Origin of the sequence: Pantoea sp. DY-17 (assembly GCF_019795975.1) — a bacterium.
Classification (GTDB): domain Bacteria; phylum Pseudomonadota; class Gammaproteobacteria; order Enterobacterales; family Enterobacteriaceae; genus Pantoea; species Pantoea leporis.
Genome location: NZ_JAIMIG010000006.1, coordinates 136,832 through 154,981, shown reverse-complemented (window position 1 = coordinate 154,981; position 18,150 = coordinate 136,832). Strand labels below are relative to the sequence as shown.

Annotated in this window: 15 protein-coding genes; 10 read left to right on the top strand and 5 right to left on the bottom strand. The window is 57.0% G+C overall.

The window, feature by feature from the left end; genetic code table 11:
• Positions 1-56 precede the first annotated feature (56 nt).
• The 5 genes from K5Y33_RS21585 to pckA all read left to right on the top strand — a co-directional run bounded on the left by K5Y33_RS21585 (position 57) and on the right by pckA (position 6,131).
• A complete protein-coding gene (locus K5Y33_RS21585) occupies positions 57-2,198 on the top strand; it encodes an intracellular growth attenuator family protein (RefSeq protein WP_137386663.1) in 2,142 nt (713 codons plus the stop codon).
• 53 nt (positions 2,199-2,251) lie between these two features.
• Positions 2,252-2,920, top strand: a complete 669-nt coding sequence (yrfG, locus tag K5Y33_RS21580; protein WP_222235077.1) for a GMP/IMP nucleotidase — start codon at positions 2,252-2,254, stop codon at positions 2,918-2,920.
• Between the two features lie 18 nt (positions 2,921-2,938).
• Positions 2,939-3,340 (top strand): ribosome-associated heat shock protein Hsp15, encoded by a 402-nt coding sequence (gene hslR / locus K5Y33_RS21575; RefSeq protein ID WP_101762677.1) that lies wholly within the window; start codon positions 2,939-2,941, stop codon positions 3,338-3,340.
• Between the two features lie 24 nt (positions 3,341-3,364).
• Positions 3,365-4,237 carry an Hsp33 family molecular chaperone HslO gene (hslO, locus tag K5Y33_RS21570; protein ID WP_192414824.1) on the top strand — a complete coding sequence of 291 codons (873 nt, stop codon included), beginning with the start codon at positions 3,365-3,367 and terminating at the stop codon, positions 4,235-4,237.
• Positions 4,238-4,511: 274 nt separating this feature from the next.
• Positions 4,512-6,131, top strand: a complete 1,620-nt coding sequence (gene pckA, locus K5Y33_RS21565; protein WP_222235076.1) for a phosphoenolpyruvate carboxykinase (ATP) — start codon at positions 4,512-4,514, stop codon at positions 6,129-6,131.
• A 36-nt stretch (positions 6,132-6,167) separates the two neighbouring features.
• Here the strand turns inward: pckA and envZ are convergent, their stop codons facing one another.
• The gene (envZ, locus tag K5Y33_RS21560; protein WP_101762680.1) at positions 6,168-7,532 is read right to left on the bottom strand and encodes a two-component system sensor histidine kinase EnvZ; all 1,365 of its coding nucleotides are present in this window, start codon (positions 7,530-7,532) and stop codon (positions 6,168-6,170) included.
• A complete protein-coding gene (ompR, locus tag K5Y33_RS21555) occupies positions 7,529-8,248 on the bottom strand; it encodes a two-component system response regulator OmpR (protein WP_001157751.1) in 720 nt (239 codons plus the stop codon). The genes envZ and ompR overlap by 4 nt, the downstream gene beginning before the upstream one ends.
• Before the next feature lie 511 nt (positions 8,249-8,759).
• Between ompR and yjbE the strand changes: the two genes are divergently transcribed.
• A complete protein-coding gene (gene yjbE, locus K5Y33_RS21550) occupies positions 8,760-9,002 on the top strand; it encodes an exopolysaccharide production protein YjbE (RefSeq protein ID WP_101762681.1) in 243 nt (80 codons plus the stop codon).
• 145 nt (positions 9,003-9,147) lie between these two features.
• Here yjbE and greB read toward each other — a convergent pair whose 3' ends face one another.
• Positions 9,148-9,636 carry a transcription elongation factor GreB gene (gene greB, locus K5Y33_RS21545; RefSeq protein ID WP_101762682.1) on the bottom strand — a complete coding sequence of 163 codons (489 nt, stop codon included), beginning with the start codon at positions 9,634-9,636 and terminating at the stop codon, positions 9,148-9,150.
• Between the two features lie 192 nt (positions 9,637-9,828).
• On the opposite strand from greB, the gene K5Y33_RS21540 reads away from it, so the two are divergent.
• Complete coding sequence (locus K5Y33_RS21540) at positions 9,829-12,156, top strand: Tex family protein (RefSeq protein WP_101762787.1); 2,328 nt, start codon at positions 9,829-9,831, stop codon at positions 12,154-12,156.
• Positions 12,157-12,269: 113 nt separating this feature from the next.
• Positions 12,270-13,955 (top strand): alpha-amylase family glycosyl hydrolase, encoded by a 1,686-nt coding sequence (locus K5Y33_RS21535; RefSeq protein ID WP_101762683.1) that lies wholly within the window; start codon positions 12,270-12,272, stop codon positions 13,953-13,955.
• On the opposite strand, the gene bioH is transcribed toward K5Y33_RS21535, so the two are convergent.
• On the bottom strand, positions 13,939-14,709 hold the full coding sequence (gene bioH / locus K5Y33_RS21530; RefSeq protein ID WP_222235075.1) for a pimeloyl-ACP methyl ester esterase BioH: 771 nt from the start codon (positions 14,707-14,709) through the stop codon (positions 13,939-13,941). The two genes, K5Y33_RS21535 and bioH, sit on opposite strands and share 17 nt — an antisense overlap.
• Before the next feature lie 35 nt (positions 14,710-14,744).
• Between bioH and gntX the strand changes: the two genes are divergently transcribed.
• Positions 14,745-15,422: a DNA utilization protein GntX gene (gene gntX, locus K5Y33_RS21525; protein WP_222235074.1), complete on the top strand. Its 678-nt coding sequence runs from the start codon at positions 14,745-14,747 to the stop codon at positions 15,420-15,422.
• A 58-nt stretch (positions 15,423-15,480) separates the two neighbouring features.
• On the top strand, positions 15,481-16,056 hold the full coding sequence (gene nfuA, locus K5Y33_RS21520) for a Fe-S biogenesis protein NfuA (RefSeq protein ID WP_064741235.1): 576 nt from the start codon (positions 15,481-15,483) through the stop codon (positions 16,054-16,056).
• 39 nt (positions 16,057-16,095) lie between these two features.
• On the opposite strand, the gene malQ is transcribed toward nfuA, so the two are convergent.
• Positions 16,096-18,150 carry a 4-alpha-glucanotransferase gene (gene malQ, locus K5Y33_RS21515; protein WP_222235073.1) on the bottom strand — a complete coding sequence of 685 codons (2,055 nt, stop codon included), beginning with the start codon at positions 18,148-18,150 and terminating at the stop codon, positions 16,096-16,098.

Sequence of the window (18,150 nt, the reverse complement as noted above, 5' to 3'; positions counted from 1 at the left end):
TCACCGGGAGTAATTCGTTAACGTGAAGGCAGTTTTTTGGCTGGATTGAGCAAAGCATGAGCACTTATATTGTCATTCTGGCTGTCATGCTCGCCTGTTCCTTATTAGCAGGTATCGGCTATTGGTTCGCTATGCGGCATCGTCCGCCGTTGGCGAAACCACTGCCGTTTATCAGTCCGCCTAATCGCAAGCTCACCGACGAAGAACGCGCTGCCGTTGAAAAGTACATCGCGCTACTAGTGAAACAGCAGCAACACAGCAGCGCGCGATCCGCAAAGAAGCCGCGCGAACCTCAAGCGCTGACGCTCACCGCGCAAAGCAACAATGTTTATCCTGTCACCCGCTCCATCACCCGCTATGGCCTCTCCACCGACGATCCGCAGAAGTGGCGCTACTATCTCGATGAAGTCGAAGTTCATCTTCCGCCGCTTTGGGAACAGTACATAGCCGAAGAGAACCACGTAGAGCTGATCCGCACGCAAACGCTGCCGCTGGTGATTTCGCTTAACGGACATTCGCTGGTGAATTACGCGGTAGAACAACCGGCGCTGCCGCCACTGGTGCGTCCGATGTCCACTAACGCGTCGATTCGTAAAGAAGAGAGCGAGAATGTTGAGCTGCTGCAGGTACGCAAAGAGACCTCAGAAGAGTATCAGCTGTCTCGCGCCGACGGCACGCGTGAAGCGGTCGCCATCTGTTTCGCTTTCCTGCTGTTCTTCCTGAGTCTGGTGCTGCCCGGCAGCCTGATGGGCTGGATTGCGCTGCTCGGCTGCCTGATGATCGCCGTTAGCCTGTGGTTCCTCTATCGCTTCCCTGGCGCCAAAGGTTTGCGTGATGTGCATTGCCTGCGCGGTGCGCCCAAGCGCTGGGGCCTGTTTGGTGAATCCAATCAGGAGCAGAGCAACATCTCGCTGGGCATTATTGATTTAATCTATCCCGCGCACTGGCAGCCGTATGTAGCGCACGATTTAGGCCAAACCACCGACGTCGATATGTACCTCAATCGTCAGGTAGTGCGTCAGGGGCGCTTCCTGTCGCTGCAGGACGAAGTGCGTAACTTCCCGGTACAGCGCTGGCGTAAAAATCTGGTGCTGGCGTGCGGCTCGCTGCTGGTGCTGGTCATGCTATTCACCTGGATTCCTCTCAGCATGCCGATCAAACTCAGCCTTGCGTGGGTGAAAGGCACCGAGAGCATTGAAGTGAATAGCGTGGATAAGCTGAATGCGCTGCCGCTACACATCGGCGACATTTTGAAAGTGGGCGGCACCGGCATGTGTTCGGTACCGGGCAATTATCAAAGCAATCGCAGCTACGCCTACATGCCGTTCGACTGCTCGGCGATTTACTGGAATAACGCCGCGCCGCTGCCTCAGCCGCAATCGGAGATCATCGATAAAGCCTCGGCGCTGCTCGATACCACCACGCGCCAGCTGCATCCGGAAACCAATACCGATCCCAAACTCAACCCGCAGCTCGCCTCGGCGATTCAGAAATCGGGCATGATTCTGCTGGATGACTTCTCGGATTTGGTGCTGAAAACCCAGGATCTGTGCAGCCAGCAGCAGGATTGCGTACGCCTGAAAAATGCGCTGGTGAATCTCGGCAACGCCAAAGATTGGGATTCACTGATTCACCGTGCGGATTCTGGCAAGCTGAATGGCATGAACGTACTGCTGCGTCCGGTGAGTGCCGAAGCGCTGGAAAATCTGGTGAACACCGCCACCTCCAGCTTCTTCGCGCGTGAAACGCGTCGTGCGGCTGAAAACCTCAATAGTCCACCGCCGGGTGGCTTCCTGATTGTCAGTGATGAAGGTCGTCAGATGGTGATGCAGCCGCAGCCGTCGGTACCGCTGTTCGATCTTGATGCGCCTTCGCAATGGCGCGAACTGCAACGCATGTCCGGCATGCTGCTGCATACGCCATTCGCCGCCAGCGGCATCATCACCAGTATTACCACCGATGCCAACGGCACACGCCATATCGCGCTGCATAACGAGCCGGATGCCATGGCGCAATGGCGCTATTTGGGTACTACGCTGTTGATGCTGGTGCTGATTGCCAGCGCGGTGATCAACGGCTTGCTGGCGCTGCGTCGTATTCATCGCAATCGCCTGCGCATGGCGGAAATTCAGCAGTATTACGATAAGTGCTTCAACCACAATCTGAACACTATGCAGAGCGTGCGCTCGCTGTTCTGAGCCCTCTCCTTCTGTGCTACCCTGTCGCCCACTTTTTTGCGGCGAGAAAGACAATGCAGGTTACGTTTAACTGGTCAGAGATTGATACCGTGCTGCTGGATATGGACGGCACCTTGCTCGATCTCGCCTTTGATCGCCACTTCTGGCTGGAACACGTTCCGGAAACCCTGAGCCGCGAACGCGCCATCACGCTGGGCGAAGCGCATCAGCTGATTGAGCAGAAATACCAGGCCGTGGTGCATACGCTAAACTGGTATTGTCTCGATTACTGGTCGCAGGAACTGGCGCTGGATATTCGCGCCATGACGTGGGAGAAGCGCCACCGCGCGGCAATGCGTGAAGATACGCTGCCGCTATTGCAGGCGCTGCGTGCCGCAGGTAAGCGCACGATTCTGTTGACCAATGCGCATCCTTACAATCTGGATGTGAAACTGGAGCAGACCGGATTAGCTGCCCACCTTGATTTATTACTTTCCACCCATACCTTTGGATATCCGAAAGAGGATCCGCGTCTCTGGCAAGCCGTTCAGCAACACACTGCGTTTGACAGCGCGCGCACGCTATTCATTGATGACAGCGAAGCGATTCTGGATGCAGCAACACGCTGGGGCATCCGCTGGTGCTTAGGCGTCAGCAATCCGGATTCCGGTCGGCCCGATCAATCTTTCCAGCGTCATCCGGCGGTACGCGATTATCGCCAATTGTGTGAGACGCTGCGTTAAAGCAGGAGCCGCAATACCATGAAAGAGAAAGTGAGCGAAGGCGTGCGCCTCGACAAATGGCTGTGGGCCGCACGCTTCTACAAAACGCGTGCGCTGGCACGCGAAATGGTCGAAGGCGGCAAAGTGCATTACAACGGTCAGCGCAGCAAGCCGAGCAAACTGGTGGAGCTAAATGCTGAATTGACGCTGCGTCAGGGCAACGATGAGCGCACCGTGGTGATCACCGCCGTGACCGATCAGCGTCGTCCGGCCAGCGAAGCCCAGGCGCTGTATGCCGAAACCGCCGCCAGCATAGACAAGCGCGAGAAAACCGCGCTGGCACGCAAGATGAATGCCTTAACCATGCCGCACCCCGATCGCCGCCCGGATAAGAAAGAGCGCCGCGATCTGATGAAATTTAAATTGTCGGGTGATAAATAACGCGCCCCCAACGAGAGAAACACTATGTCTGCAAACGATCAACTGCACCGTTACCTGTTCGAAAACGTCGCCGTGCGCGGCGAGCTGGTCAATGTGAGCGAAACCTGGCGTGAAATCGTCGAAAATCACCACTACGTTGAGCCGGTAAAAACCTTGCTGGGCGAGCTGCTGGTAGCCACCAGCCTGCTAACGGCAACGCTGAAGTTTGACGGTGATATCACGGTGCAGTTACAGGGCGACGGTCCGCTGACGCTGGCGGTGATCAACGGTAACAACCGTCAGGAGTTGCGTGGCGTGGCGCGCGTGCAAGAAGACGCGGAGATCGCACCCGGCAGCAGCCTGAAAGAGATGGTCGGCAACGGCTATCTGGTGATCACCATTTCGCCAGAGAAAGGCGAGCGCTATCAGGGCGTGGTTGGCCTGGAAGCAGATACGCTGGCGGGTTGTCTGGAAGATTACTTCATGCGTTCTGAGCAGTTGCCAACGCGCCTGTTTATCCGCACCAGCGACAAAGGCGCAGCGGGTATTCTGCTGCAGGTGCTGCCAGCGCAAGAGCCGAGCCTGGATGATTTCAATCACCTCGCCACGCTGACCGAAACCGTGAAGAGCGAAGAGCTGATTGAGCTGCCCGCCACCGACGTGCTGTGGCGCCTGTATCATCAGGAAGAAGCCACCGTGTTCGATCCGTCGCCAGTCAGCTTCAAGTGCACCTGTTCACGAGAGCGCTGCGGTGAAGTGCTGAGCACGCTGCCGGTTGAGGAAGTGGACGAAATCCTCGCAGAGGATGGCGAAATCGATATGAATTGCGACTATTGCGGATCGCATTACGTGTTTGATGCGGTGGATATTGCCGCCATTCGTAACGCGCCAACCAACAACAGCGATCACGTGCATTAATTACCTGCCGGGCGGTTCATCCGCCCGCATTCCTGCTGAACGTATCCCTATCATTTATCACGGTTATTAGCTAAATAACGCTGACTTTAGTTTCATAAGTGGCAGATTTCTCTACTTGTCACGTTCCAGCTCGCATTTCTGACTATCTTCTCTTTTCCGCTGTGCTCAGAAGAGTACACTGCGCGCGATCTGCCCTGCGTGGCTATGCAGGCAGGCGGCAGAATCACCCCATAAAAAATATGCAGTAACAGATACCGATTAAAGGAGCAGTCACATGCGCGTTAACGGCCTGACATCGCAAGACCTCGCCTCTATGGGCATCAGCGGCACCACCGAAGTGGTGTACAACCCTGATTTCGACACCCTGTTTCAGGAAGAAACTCGCCCAGAGCTGGAAGGTTATGCGCGAGGCATTCTGACGCAGAGCGGTGCTATTGCCGTGGATACCGGCATCTTCACGGGCCGCTCGCCAAAAGATAAGTACATCGTTCGGGATGACACCACGCGCGACACGCTGTGGTGGAACGATGTCGGCAACGGCAAAAATGATAACCAGCCGCTGTCACAGGAAACCTGGCAGGCGTTGAAAGATCGCTGCACCCAGCAGCTTTCCGGCAAACGTTTGTTTGTGATCGATGCGTTCTGCGGTGCCAATCCCGACACGCGCCTCAGCGTGCGCTTCGTGATGGAAGTGGCCTGGCAGGCGCACTTCGTCAAAAACATGTTTATCCGCCCGAGCGAAGCCGAACTGGCTGACTTCAAACCGGATTTCGTGGTGATGAACGCCGCGCAGTGCACCAATCCAGACTGGCAGGCGCAAGGTCTGCACTCCGAGAACTTCGTCGCCTTCAACCTGACCGAGCGCATGCAGCTGATTGGCGGCACCTGGTACGGCGGCGAGATGAAGAAAGGGCTGTTCGCCATCATGAACTACCTGCTGCCGCTGAAAGGCATCGCTTCAATGCACTGTTCGGCTAACGTCGGCAAAGCGGGCGATGTGGCGGTGTTCTTCGGCCTGTCCGGCACCGGTAAAACCACGTTGTCCACCGATCCGGATCGCCAGCTGATTGGCGATGACGAACACGGCTGGGATGACGACGGCGTATTCAATTTTGAAGGCGGCTGCTACGCCAAAACCATCAATCTGTCTGAGCAGGCGGAGCCGGAAATCTACCGGGCGATTCGTCGCAATGCGCTGCTGGAAAATGTGGTGGTGCGCGCCGATGGCAGCGTGGATTACACCGACGGCAGCAAGACCGAGAACACCCGCGTCTCTTATCCGATCGAGCATATCGAGAACATCGTGCAGCCGGTGTCGAAAGCGGGCCATGCGAAGCGGGTGATTTTCCTTACCGCCGATGCCTTTGGCGTGCTGCCGCCGGTTTCACGCTTGACACCGGAACAGACGCAATACCATTTCCTGTCTGGCTTCACCGCCAAACTGGCCGGCACCGAGCGCGGCGTCACGCAGCCAACGCCCACCTTCTCTGCCTGCTTTGGCGCGGCGTTCCTGACGCTGCACCCAACGCAATATTCCGACGTGCTGGTGAAGCGTATGGAAGCGGCAGGTGCGCAGGCGTATCTGGTGAATACCGGCTGGAACGGCAGCGGCAAGCGCATTTCGTTGAAAGACACGCGCGCCATCATCAATGCGATTCTGGCCGGTGAGCTGGATGAGGTTGAGACTGACACCTTGCCGGTGTTCAACCTGCAGATGCCTAAAGAACTGCCGCAGGTGGATAGCGCGATTCTCGATCCGCGCCGCAGCTGGCCGACAGAAGCGGCCTGGCAGCAAGCCGCGCAGGATCTGGCGCAGCGCTTTATTACTAACTTTGAGAAATATACCGATAACGATGCGGGTAAAGCGCTAGTGCAGGCGGGTCCGCAGTTGTGATGTGAAAACCCGGTGGGCATAAATGCCCGCCGGGTATCACGCACTGTGATTGATACTCGCCACCGCCGTAGCGCTGCTGCCTTCTGGAATCGGCAACCAGGCACGAATCCGCAATCCGCCCCGGTCGCTGTCACCAATCTCCAGCGAGCCTTCATGCGCATCGATAATACGCTGCACAATCGCCAAACCGAGACCGGTGCCGCTGGTACTGCGCGCGCTGTCGCCGCGCACAAACGGCTGGAACAGATGCTGTAGCTGATCCGGCTTGATGCCCGGACCATCATCCTCCACCTGGAACCACGCGCGGTTCAGCTCCTTGCCGCTGCTGACCTTAATCCATCCATTGCCATAACGCGCCGCGTTGACCACCAGATTCGCCAGCGCGCGCTTGATCGACAGCGGGTTGATATCCAGCATCAAATCCTCGGACATCACCGCGTTCTCAATCTCGCGCTCGTAGCCGCTCTCTGCCGCCACCACTTCGCCCAGCACGCTGTTGAGGTCGGCACGCTCGGTCTGCATCTCCTGACCGGTACGCAGATAGTCGATGAACTGCTCGATAATCGCGTTGCACTCTTCGATATCTTTGTTGATCGACTCCGCCAGATAACCATCCTGCTCGCCCATCATCTCAGTAGCGAGACGAATGCGCGTCAGCGGCGTACGCAAATCGTGGCTGACACCCGCCATTAACAAGGTACGATCGTCGGCCAACTGCTTCACACCGGCCGCCATTTGGTTAAACGCCCGCGTCACCGAACGCACTTCCGACGCACCGTATTCACGCAGCGGCGGTGGAATGATGCCTTTACCGACCTGCAGCGCCGCATGCTCCAGATCCACCAGGGGTCGGTTCTGGATACGGATAAACAGCCAGGCGCCGCCAATCGCCAGCAGCATAATCGCCAGCGTGTAGCGGAACAGCGGTGAGAAGTCGCCCTGATGGATTTCGGTGAGCGGCACGCGCACCCAGATATCCGGCGACAGCCAGGTTTTCAGCCACACCACCGGCGAGTTTTTATTCACCTCGACACGGACATCGGTAGGACCGCCCAGCTGCTGGCCCATCTGCTCACTGAGGAATTCGTAATGTTGCGCCCAGCGCAAACCGCTCTCTTCCGCCGCCGCGTTGGTATACAACGAGATGCCCAGCTCACGATAAATTTCGCGTCGGAAGGCCGGTGGCACTTCCAACTGCGTTCCGTCTTCCAGCTGCAGCCGATCGGTCATCAACATACGCACTTCGTACGCGAGGACCTTATTGAACTGCTGCAAGCTGGGAAGAATGGCGAAATTGAGCACCACCAAATAGGTTGTTACCAGGCTGACGAACAGCAAGGTAACAATCAATAACAAGGTGCGGGCAAACGAACTGCGGGGTGAGAAGCGCAATCGCCTCATGCTTTGCTGCCGTCCGGAACGAATACGTAGCCAAGACCCCAAACGGTCTGAATGTAACGTGGATGCGCCGGATCTTCTTCCACCATGCGGCGCAGACGCGAGATCTGCACGTCGATGGAGCGTTCCATGGCGCTGTATTCACGGCCACGCGCCAGGTTCATCAGCTTATCGCGTGACAGCGGCTCACGCGGATGGCTCACCAGCGCTTTCAGCACGGCAAACTCACCGCTGGTCAGCGGCATTGGCTCATCTTCACGGAACATCTCGCGGGTGCCGAGGTTCAGCTTGAACTTACCGAAGGCGATAACCGCTTCTTCCTGCGAAGGCGCGCCCGGCAACTCATTGGCCTGACGACGCAATACGGCACGAATACGCGCCAGCAGTTCGCGCGGGTTAAACGGTTTTGGAATGTAGTCATCCGCACCGATTTCCAGACCGACGATACGATCCACTTCTTCGCCTTTCGCGGTGACCATGATGATCGGCATCGGGTTGCTTTGACTGCGTAAACGGCGGCAGATAGACAAACCATCTTCGCCCGGCAGCATCAAGTCGAGCACCATCAAGTGGAAGGATTCGCGGGTTAACAGTCGGTCCATTTGCTCGGCGTTGGCAACGCTACGCACCTGAAAGCCCTGCTCGGTGAGATAGCGCTCCAGCAACGCACGCAAACGCATATCATCATCGACGACCAGAATTTTGTAGTTCTCTTGCATGTTCAACTCCCAAAGGCGCCATTGCCTGAGCCAATATTGTTAAAAAAGAGGCCTCAGTGTGACAGTCATTAATGGTTTATATTCTAGCCGAAATTGTTACAAAGCATATTAAACAGCAGCTTATATTTATTTTTGACCCTGAAATGCGCTTCGCTTCGCGTTTTTTATCTGTGCTTTCAAGCCGCTTAGCGCTTATCTGAAAATTTGGCGCATTTTCTTTCTGTTACTGGTTCATGACAAAAAATCCCGCCGCCAGAGAGGCGTTCAGGGCGATTTGACTTAAGGTGATGGTGAAGAATAGGCCTGAGTTGCAGTGATGGCAGCATAAAATAGGGCATTTCTCTTGCGGAATGCGCATCTGTTTTCGGAACAATTCCCGAGCGATGAAAAACAAGGCCAGTGTTAAATTAATTCCTACAAATCAATCAGTAATCTCCTCTTTCCTCTCTTCTCTCGATCTCCGACACTGGATTCGTACCTGTTGTTATTGAGTTCATGTGGAGAGAGAAAAATGAAAAAAACGGTAATTCTGCTGGGCGCACTGGTACTGACCAGCTTCACTCAGGTTCAGGCGGCCACCAGCGCGGGCGAAGCGGCTGGCGCGCAGGCATCCACGACGGCGAAGGGTAACTCGGACGCGATCGGTGTTGGCGCTGTAGGCGCGCTGCTGGGCGTGGCGCTGGCGACCATGGGCGGCGGCGACAAAGGTGGCAGCGGTACCTCAACCACCACCGCGACCCAGGCCGGTAAATAACGCATCACGGCCGTACCGTTAATCTCTGCCATTTAATACCGCACATTTCGTCGCGGCGCGATTAATCGCGCAGTCAATTGCGCCGCGACGATGTGTGCGTTTTGCGAAATAGTGTTGAGTACTACACTAACGGCGATTACCCGTTTTAGGGCGTCTCTTTGACATAGTCGATGCTGTTCACAAACCACAACTTCTGCCCTTCAGGCGTGTTGACCACCACTTCGTCATCCACTTCTTTCTTGATCAGCGCGCGCGCCATCGGCGAGTCGATCGAGATGTACTCTTTCATCGTCTCGCCATAAATTTCATCCGGGCCAACAATGCGGAAACGCTTCACATCGCCCTGCTCATTCTCCACTTGCACCCAGGCACCGAAAAACACTTTGCCCTCCTGCTGCGGCGCGTAATCGACGATTTTCAGATCGGCGAGGCATTTGCGCAGATAGCGCACCCGGCGATCGATCTGGCGCAGCAGACGCTTGTTGTAGGTGTAATCCGCGTTTTCCGAACGATCGCCGAGGCTGGCCGCCCAGGAGACGATTTTGGTGACTTCCGGACGCTTTTCATTCCACAAATGGTCGTGTTCGGCACGCAGCTTGTTATAGCCTTCGCGGGTAATCAGTTGGGTTTTCATGACTTCAACTCGTGGTGACGGCGGTTCTTCGCAGCAAAGAGGCTAACAATAAGCGACCGATTGACCATCAGCAAGATTGCGCGCGCTGCATTCAGAAAAAGACGGATTCACGGGCCACCGGCTGGCAATTTTCGGCCTCATTCCGTATAACTGTCCGCTATTTCCAACCCTGTGTAAGCATTGTTAATGATGATGAAAGATTCACTGAGCCAGATTATCGCAGGTGAGCTGAAGGCACGCGCCGACCAGGTTGATGCTGCCGTTCGCTTACTTGATGAAGGGAACACCGTGCCGTTTATCGCACGTTATCGTAAGGAAGTGACCGGCGGACTCGACGACACCCAGCTGCGTTTGCTGGAGAGCCGTCTGAGTTACCTGCGCGAGCTGGACGATCGTCGCCAGTCGATTCTGAAATCCATCGACGAACAGGGCAAACTCACGCCTGAACTCGCCACCGCCATCAACAGCACGCTGAACAAAACCGAGCTGGAAGACCTTTACCTGCCGTACAAACAGAAGCGTCGCACGCGCGGACAGATCGCTATTGAAGCCGGTCTGGAACCGCTGGCCGATACGCTGTGGCAAGACCCATCGCAGGATCCCGAGCAGCTGGCCGCCAGCTACGTTGATGCCGACAAAGGTGTCGCCGACGTGCGCGCTGCGCTGGATGGCGCGCGCTACATCCTGATGGAGCGCTTTGCCGAAGACGCGACGCTGCTGGCGAAAGTGCGTGAATATCTGTGGAAGAACGCGCATGTGGTTTCGCGCGTGGTGGAAGGTAAAGAGGAAGAAGGCGCGAAATTCCGCGACTACTTCGATCATCACGAAGCGCTGAGCGGCGTCCCGTCGCACCGTGCGCTGGCGATGTTCCGCGGCCGCAATGAAGGCGTGCTGCAGCTGTCGCTGAATGCCGATCCGCAGTTCGATGAAGCCCCGCGTGAAAGCTATGGCGAAACGCTGATCGCCGAACACCTCAAGCTGCGCCTGAATAACGCGCCAGCGGATAGCTGGCGTAAAGCGGTGGTGAGCTGGACCTGGCGCATCAAAGTGCTGCTGCACCTCGAAACTGAATTGATGGGCACCCTTCGTGAACGCGCCGAAGATGAAGCCATCAACGTATTTGCCCGTAACCTGCACGATCTGCTGATGGCCGCGCCTGCGGGCATGCGCGCCACCATGGGCCTCGATCCAGGCTTACGTACCGGCGTGAAAGTTGCGGTGGTAGATGCCACCGGCAAGCTGGTCGCCACTGATACCATTTATCCGCACACCGGCCAGGCGGCGAAAGCAGCCACGGCTGTGGCGGCGCTGTGCGCCAAACATCAGGTTGAACTGGTGGCGATTGGTAACGGTACCGCCTCGCGCGAAACCGAGCGCTTCTTCCTCGACGTGCAGAAGCAGTTCCCGCAAATCAACGCGCAGAAAGTGATCGTCAGCGAAGCCGGTGCATCGGTCTATTCGGCTTCTGAGCTGGCGGCGCTGGAGTTCCCGGATCTCGACGTTTCCATCCGTGGCGCGGTTTCCATCGCGCGTCGCCTGCAGGACCCGCTCGCCGAGCTAGTGAAGATCGATCCGAAATCGATCGGCGTAGGCCAATATCAGCACGACGTCAGCCAAAGCCAGCTGGCGAAGAAGCTGGATGCGGTAGTGGAAGACTGCGTAAACGCCGTGGGTGTCGATCTCAACACCGCGTCTGTGGCGCTACTGACCCGCGTGGCCGGTTTAACCCGCATGATGGCGCAGAATATTGTTAGCTGGCGCGATGAAAATGGCCGCTTCCAGAATCGTCAGCAACTGCTAAAGGTGAGCCGCCTCGGGCCGAAAGCCTTTGAGCAGTGCGCGGGCTTCCTGCGCATCAACCACGGCGATAACCCGCTGGATGCCTCAACCGTGCACCCGGAAGCCTATCCGCTGGTCGAGCGCATTCTGGCCGCCACCGAGCAGGCGCTGGATGAATTGATGGGCAATGCTGGCGGTCTGCGCGATCTGAATGCCCGCGACTTCACCGATGAGCGCTTCGGCTTGCCAACGGTCACAGACATCATCAAAGAGCTGGAAAAACCGGGCCGCGATCCACGTCCGGAGTTTAAAACCGCACAGTTTGCTGAAGGCGTGGAAACGCTCAACGATCTGCTGCCGGGCATGGTGCTGGAAGGCGCCGTCACCAACGTCACCAACTTCGGTGCTTTCGTCGATATCGGCGTGCATCAGGATGGTTTGGTGCACATCTCTTCCCTTTCCGACAAGTTCGTTGAAGATCCCCATCAGGTGGTGAAAGCCGGCGATATCGTCAAAGTGAAGGTAATGGAAGTGGATATGCAGCGTAAGCGTATTGCGCTCACCATGCGTCTGGACGAGCAGCCTGGTGAAAGCAATGCCCGCGGCAGCAACCGCAGCGCAGGCAAAGAAAACGCCCGCCCGGCGGCCAATAACAAAGGTCGCGGCAAACCTGCCAGCTCGTCTGCCGGCAACAGCGCGATGGGCGATGCGCTCGCCGCGGCATTCGGTAAAAAACGCTAAGTTCCTGCCGTAAATAACGCGCGGAGAAACCCTTGTCTCCGCGCGTATCAGCTTGATAAATCTCCTCATCCAACTACGCTGAAAAAATAACCTTCCGCGTGGCCCAGCGATCCATGGATATTATCAACGCCTTAATCGATGAGATTTATCACGGCAGCTTTCCGGTCGCGGCGCGTGAACGCCTGCTTTCACACATTCGTGCCGCGCGCGATACGGCAAAACTGCCGCGCAAGGCGCACTGGGATGAGAAAGATGTGGTGCTGATTACCTATGCCGATCAATTCCGCGAACCTGAACAGCCAACCCTTGCCAGCTTCTCGCGTTTTTATCAGCAGCATCTGCAATCCACTTTCAGTCTGGTGCATCTGTTGCCGTTCTTTCCCTACTCTTCCGACGATGGCTTCTCGGTTATCGACTATCACCAGGTCAATCCGATCTGCGGCGACTGGCAGCACATCAGCGCGCTGCACAGCGAAACGCGGCTGATGTTTGATTTTGTCTGCAACCATATGTCGGCGCACAGCCGCTGGTTTCAACACTTTCTGGCGCAGGATCCGGGTTGGGATGATTTCTTTATCAGCATGCCGCCGGCGACCGATCTCAGCGCGGTGACGCGTCCACGCACCTCGCCGCTGCTCACACCGTTTGCGATGGCCGACGGCGAGACGCGCTATATCTGGACCACCTTCAGCGCCGACCAGATCGACCTCAACTTTGGCAATCCGGAAGTGCTGATTCGCATGGTCGATGTGCTGCTCGACTACCTGAACAAAGGCGCGGATTATGTGCGGCTCGACGCGGTGGGCTACATGTGGAAAACGCCGGGCACCAACTGCATTCACCTGCCGAAAACGCATCAGCTGGTGAAGCTGTTTCGCGCCATCGCCAATGAAGTGGCGCCCGGTACGGTGATCGTCACCGAAACCAACGTGCCGCACAAAGACAACATCAGCTATTTCGGTAACGGCAAAGATGAAGCGCAAATGGTGTATCAGTTTTCGCTGCCGCCGCTGGTGCTGCACGCCATTCATTCGGGATCGGCGCGTGCGCTGCGTCAATGGGCCAGCACGCTGGATTTAGGCGGTGGCACCACCACTTTCTTTAACTTTCTTGCCTCGCACGACGGCATTGGACTCAATCCGGCGCGCGGCATTTTGTCGGAAGTGGAGATTGTGGCGCTGGTGCGTGATTTAGCGCTGGAAGGCGCGCTGGTCTCCTACAAGAACAATGCCGATGGCACCACCAGCCCTTACGAAATCAATGTCACCTATTTCGATGCGCTCAATCAGCAGGACGACGACGATGACACGCGTTTGCGCCGCTTCCTGCTGGCGCACGCGATTCTGCTGTCGTTTCCTGGCGTACCGGCGATTTACATTCAAAGTATTCTTGGCTCGCGCAACGATAATGAAGGCGTGCGCGCCGCCGGTCATAACCGTGCCATCAACCGGGAGAAGTACAGCCTGCGTGAAATGGAACAGTGGATCAGCGGCGGCAACCCGCTGCGCCAACAGGTGTATGAACGCCTGAGCGCGCTGATTCAACTGCGCACGCGGCAGCCCGCGTTTCATCCCGATAATCCGATGACGCTGCTGGAAAGCGAAAATAGCCTGCTGGTGTTGCGTCGCCATCAGCCGGATAGCGATGAGGGGTTGCTGTGTGTGTTTAATCTCAGCCGTCATGAGGTGACGACACAGTTACCGCTGGCGCGGCATATGCAGGATGTGATTAGCGGGGAGAAGCTGGATGGCAGCCAGCCCTTAACGCTGGCTGCGTGGCAGTTTATGTGGCTGCGGTAAACGTCATGATCAGCTGCGTAAATTCATCGGGGTGAGAAATGAAAGGCGCATGCGCGGCTTTCTCCATCACCACCGAGGATGAAGCTGGCCAGCGTGAATCCAGTACTTCTGCAATACGACGCGGCACCAGCCCATCGAGATAGCCGTAAATACGCAGGAACGGCAGCGGTAGATCGTCGAGCGCGGCACGCAAATCGTCCTGACGCAAAATCTCTAATCCCCCTTCCAGCACCGCAACCGACGGCATCGGCTGTGATAACACCACCTCTTTCAACTGACGCGCATCCTGTCGCGCGTTCTCCGTGCCCATGGTTTGCAGCGCCAGAAAGCGCTCAACGGTGCGCTGGAAATCCGTGCTCAACTGCTGCTGAAAATTTTGCAGCGTTTCGGGCTTGATGCCGGGCCATACATCACGCGCGGTAAAACACGGCGATGAGGCAACAGTGATCAGCGCTGCAACGCGCTCCGGCTGGGTTAACGCCAGCTGGCTGGCCACCAATCCACCCAGCGACCAGCCGAGCAGCACCGCGCGGTCGGGTAACTGCGGCAACAGCTGTTGCGCCATTTCCGCTAAGGTCAGCGGCGCAAAACCTTGGCTGCGGCCAAAGCCCGGCAGATCCACCAGATGCAGGCGAAAATGCGAGCTGAGTCGCGGAACGATGTTTTGCCACACTTCGGCGTTCAAACCCCAGCCGTGCAGCAGCACAAGATCGCGATCGCCCGTGCCTGTGGTGTGCCAGTAAAGCGAACTCATCGGTTACACTCCGGAAAAGTGATAAGGAGGTCGCTATGCTACCAATCCCGGCCCTGTGTTGGCTATGCCGCCTGCCGTTGCAGATTGCCAGCCACGGTTTGTGCAGCCGCTGCGTGCAGCAAATTCCGCGGCTACCGGCACTCTGTCCCTGCTGCGGTTTACCGGCCAGTGGAATGCAGGCCTGCGGGCGCTGCCTGCGCCGCCCGCCGCCGTGGCAGAGCCTGAGCTGCGTCAGCGATTACCTGCCGCCGCTGAGCGATTGGGTGCAGCAGCTGAAGTTTTCTCGCGTAACCGCACTCAGAGTGATGCTGGCGCGGCTGATTTTGTTAAAATTGTTAACAATGCGTCGTGATTACCGGCTGCCGCGTGTAGATTTGGTGCTGAGCGTACCGCTGCATCGTCGGCGCGCCTGGCAACGCGGCTACAATCAGGCGGCGCTGCTAGCAAAACCGCTGGCTCGCTGGCTGGGCTGTGAATATTGCGAAGCGGTAAAGCGGGTGCGACAGGGCGCAGTTCAGCATTCATTGAGCGCCAGCGCGCGCAAAAAGAACCTGCGCGGCGCGTTTCGCCTTGAAATGCCGGTGCGCGGACGCCATATCCTGCTTATCGACGATGTTGTGACGACCGGAAGTACCGTGGCGGAAATTAGCCGCATCCTGCTGGCGCAAGGCGCGGCCAGCGTACACATTGGTTGCCTGTGCCGTACCTTGTAGAGCGTCGGTGTTGGGCGTATTATAACCAAGTAATTTAGTCAACTATTGAGCAATCGCCATGATCGTTATTACTGATGCTGCGCAAGAGCACTTCTCAAAATTGCTGTCCAAACAAGAAGATGGCACTCAGATTCGCGTATTCGTCATTAATCCGGGTACGCCAACCGCTGAATGCGGTGTTTCTTACTGCCCACCCGATGCAGTAGAAGCGACTGATACTGAATTTAAGTTCGAAAAACTGTCAGCCTTTGTTGATGAGCTGAGCGCACCGTACCTCGATGACGCGGAAATCGACTTTGTTACCGACAACCTCGGTTCGCAGCTGACGCTGAAAGCGCCTAACGCCAAAATGCGTAAAGTCTCTGACGATGCGCCAATGGTGGAACGCGTGGAATATCTGCTGCAAGCGCAGATTAACCCGCAGCTGGCTGGCCACGGCGGTCGCGTATCGCTGATGGAAATCACCGATGACGGCATCGCCATTCTGCAATTCGGCGGCGGCTGTAACGGTTGTTCGATGATCGACGTCACGCTGAAAGATGGCATCGAGAAAGAGCTGCTGGCAGCCTTCCCTGAGCTGAAAGGCGTGCGCGATTTGACCGAGCACCAGCGCGGCGAGCACTCGTACTACTGATTAAGCACGCGGCAGCGACCCGACGCTGCCGCGCGTTCTTCAACGCTTCCTGCGCCCGGTATTCACCGCATTCAATAAGCCCGGCACGTTTCCTCTAAACATCTTTTCGATTGTGACGCTTAACTTGCGCCGCCAGTTTGGATATTCATCTACCGTACCCGGCACGTTGACCGGTGAAGACATAGCAAGCCAGTCTTCAGGTTGCAGCCCCAGCAATGCGCTGTTAGTGCGCGCCAGATAGCGGTGGAAGCCGCGATTGAGCACCGGTGTGAAGGACAATCGGCTGGCAACGGTACCGTGGCGCGCAGGCAACGTATTCATCTGATGCAGCGCATCCAATAGCGCCTGTTTTTGTTTATCCCTTTGCCTTAGCAATGACATGTATACGCTCTCCTGGTACAAGCCCAGTTTGTGACCCAGAAAAAGATCCTCATATCTCCAAAATCCCGCCAACGTCGGCAAATCATGGGTACTGGCGCTGGCAATCGACTGCACGGGATACTCTTGCGGCTGACGATAGCTGCCATCGCCGTGCTGCTCGAAGAACAACACTTTCCACGAGAAAATGCCGCTTTTGCGCAGCAGGCTGACGATCTCTTTTGGCACCGTGCCGAGATCTTCGCCAATGACCATGCAGCGATGGCGCTGACTCTCCAGCGCCAGGATCGCTAGCAGATCCTCAACCGGATAGGCCACGTAAGCGCCTTTATCCGCGCTTTCGCCGTAGGGAATCCACCACAAGCGCAGCAGCGCCATCACGTGATCGATACGCAAAGCGCCGCAGTCACGCATATTGGCGCGCAGCAGGTCGATAAAAGGCTGATAACCGCGCGCGCGCATCACATGTGGATCGAGCGGCGGCAAACACCAGTTTTGCCCCTGCGGACCGAGGCGATCCGGCGGCGCACCGACGGAAGCGCCGAGTTTATACAGTTCCGGATCCTGCCAGGTTTCCGCGCTGCCTTGCGCCACGCCGACCGCTAAGTCGCGATATAATCCCACTTCCATGCCAAGCTGCTGGCTAATTTGACAGCAGATGGCAAACTGCTCTTGCGCCACCCACTGCAACCAACTCCAGAACTGAATCTCCTCTTCGTGTTCCGCACACCATTGCTGCACCTCCGGCAGCAAAGCGTTGCGCCAGCCTTCCGGCCAGTTAGTCCAACCCCATTCATCAGGATGCTGCTGGCTGCGTTCGGCGAGAATGCCATCAAACGCCGCCTGATAACGCAGATGGTCGCCGCCCTCAACGATAAATTGCTGGAATCCGGCATCTTCAGCGGCGCGCGGCTGAAAGCGCTGCCAGGCAAAGCGCAGCGCGGCCAATTTCAGTTTGGCCACCGTGCTGTAATCGACAAACTCAGCCGCGCGCGCCAGATCCAGCGCTTTGCGTGTTTTCGCCCTTTGCCACCAACGCTGCGCTGCCTCGCTACGCTGAAAATCCTCCAGCCGATTAACGTCGATATACAGCACGTTGAGCCAGCGACGCGAGGTTGGGCTGTAAGGACTGGCATGTTCTGGCTGTGCAGGATAAAGCGCATGCAAAGGATTAAGGCCAACGAAGTCACCGCCATTATTGGCGACGTTCTCCAGCATTTGCGCCAAATCGCCGAAGTCACCGATGCCCCAATTGTCATCCGATCGCAGCGTGTAAAGCTGTACTAACGCGCCCCACAGTTTCTCTCCTTGCTCAACTGATGCCGGGATAAAACAGCGGCGTGGCGCAATGATGATGCGAGTTTGCCACTGCTGGCGACCTTTGCGCAGCGTGAGCTGGTGATAACCTTGTGACAGACGTGGCGGCAGTGTGAGCGGTTCTCCGCCCTGCACTTCGCCGCTGAAGCTTTTGCCCTGTTCGGTTTGTAGCTGCCAGGAAAAGGTGCCGCTGCCTTGTGGCGTCAGTTGGCGCTTGCTGCGAGCGGCAAATACCTGCACCGGCGGCAGCGGTGGCGCTTTACCGGTAGGCGTTTCCATGACTGCCAGCAACGCGCGTTTGGTCTCATCGCTGATGGTTTCCGGCTCGCCGTGCGCATTAATAAAGCGCAGCGAAATGCCGGCATCCTGTGTCGCCTGGTCCAGCTTGTTGAGCGTCAT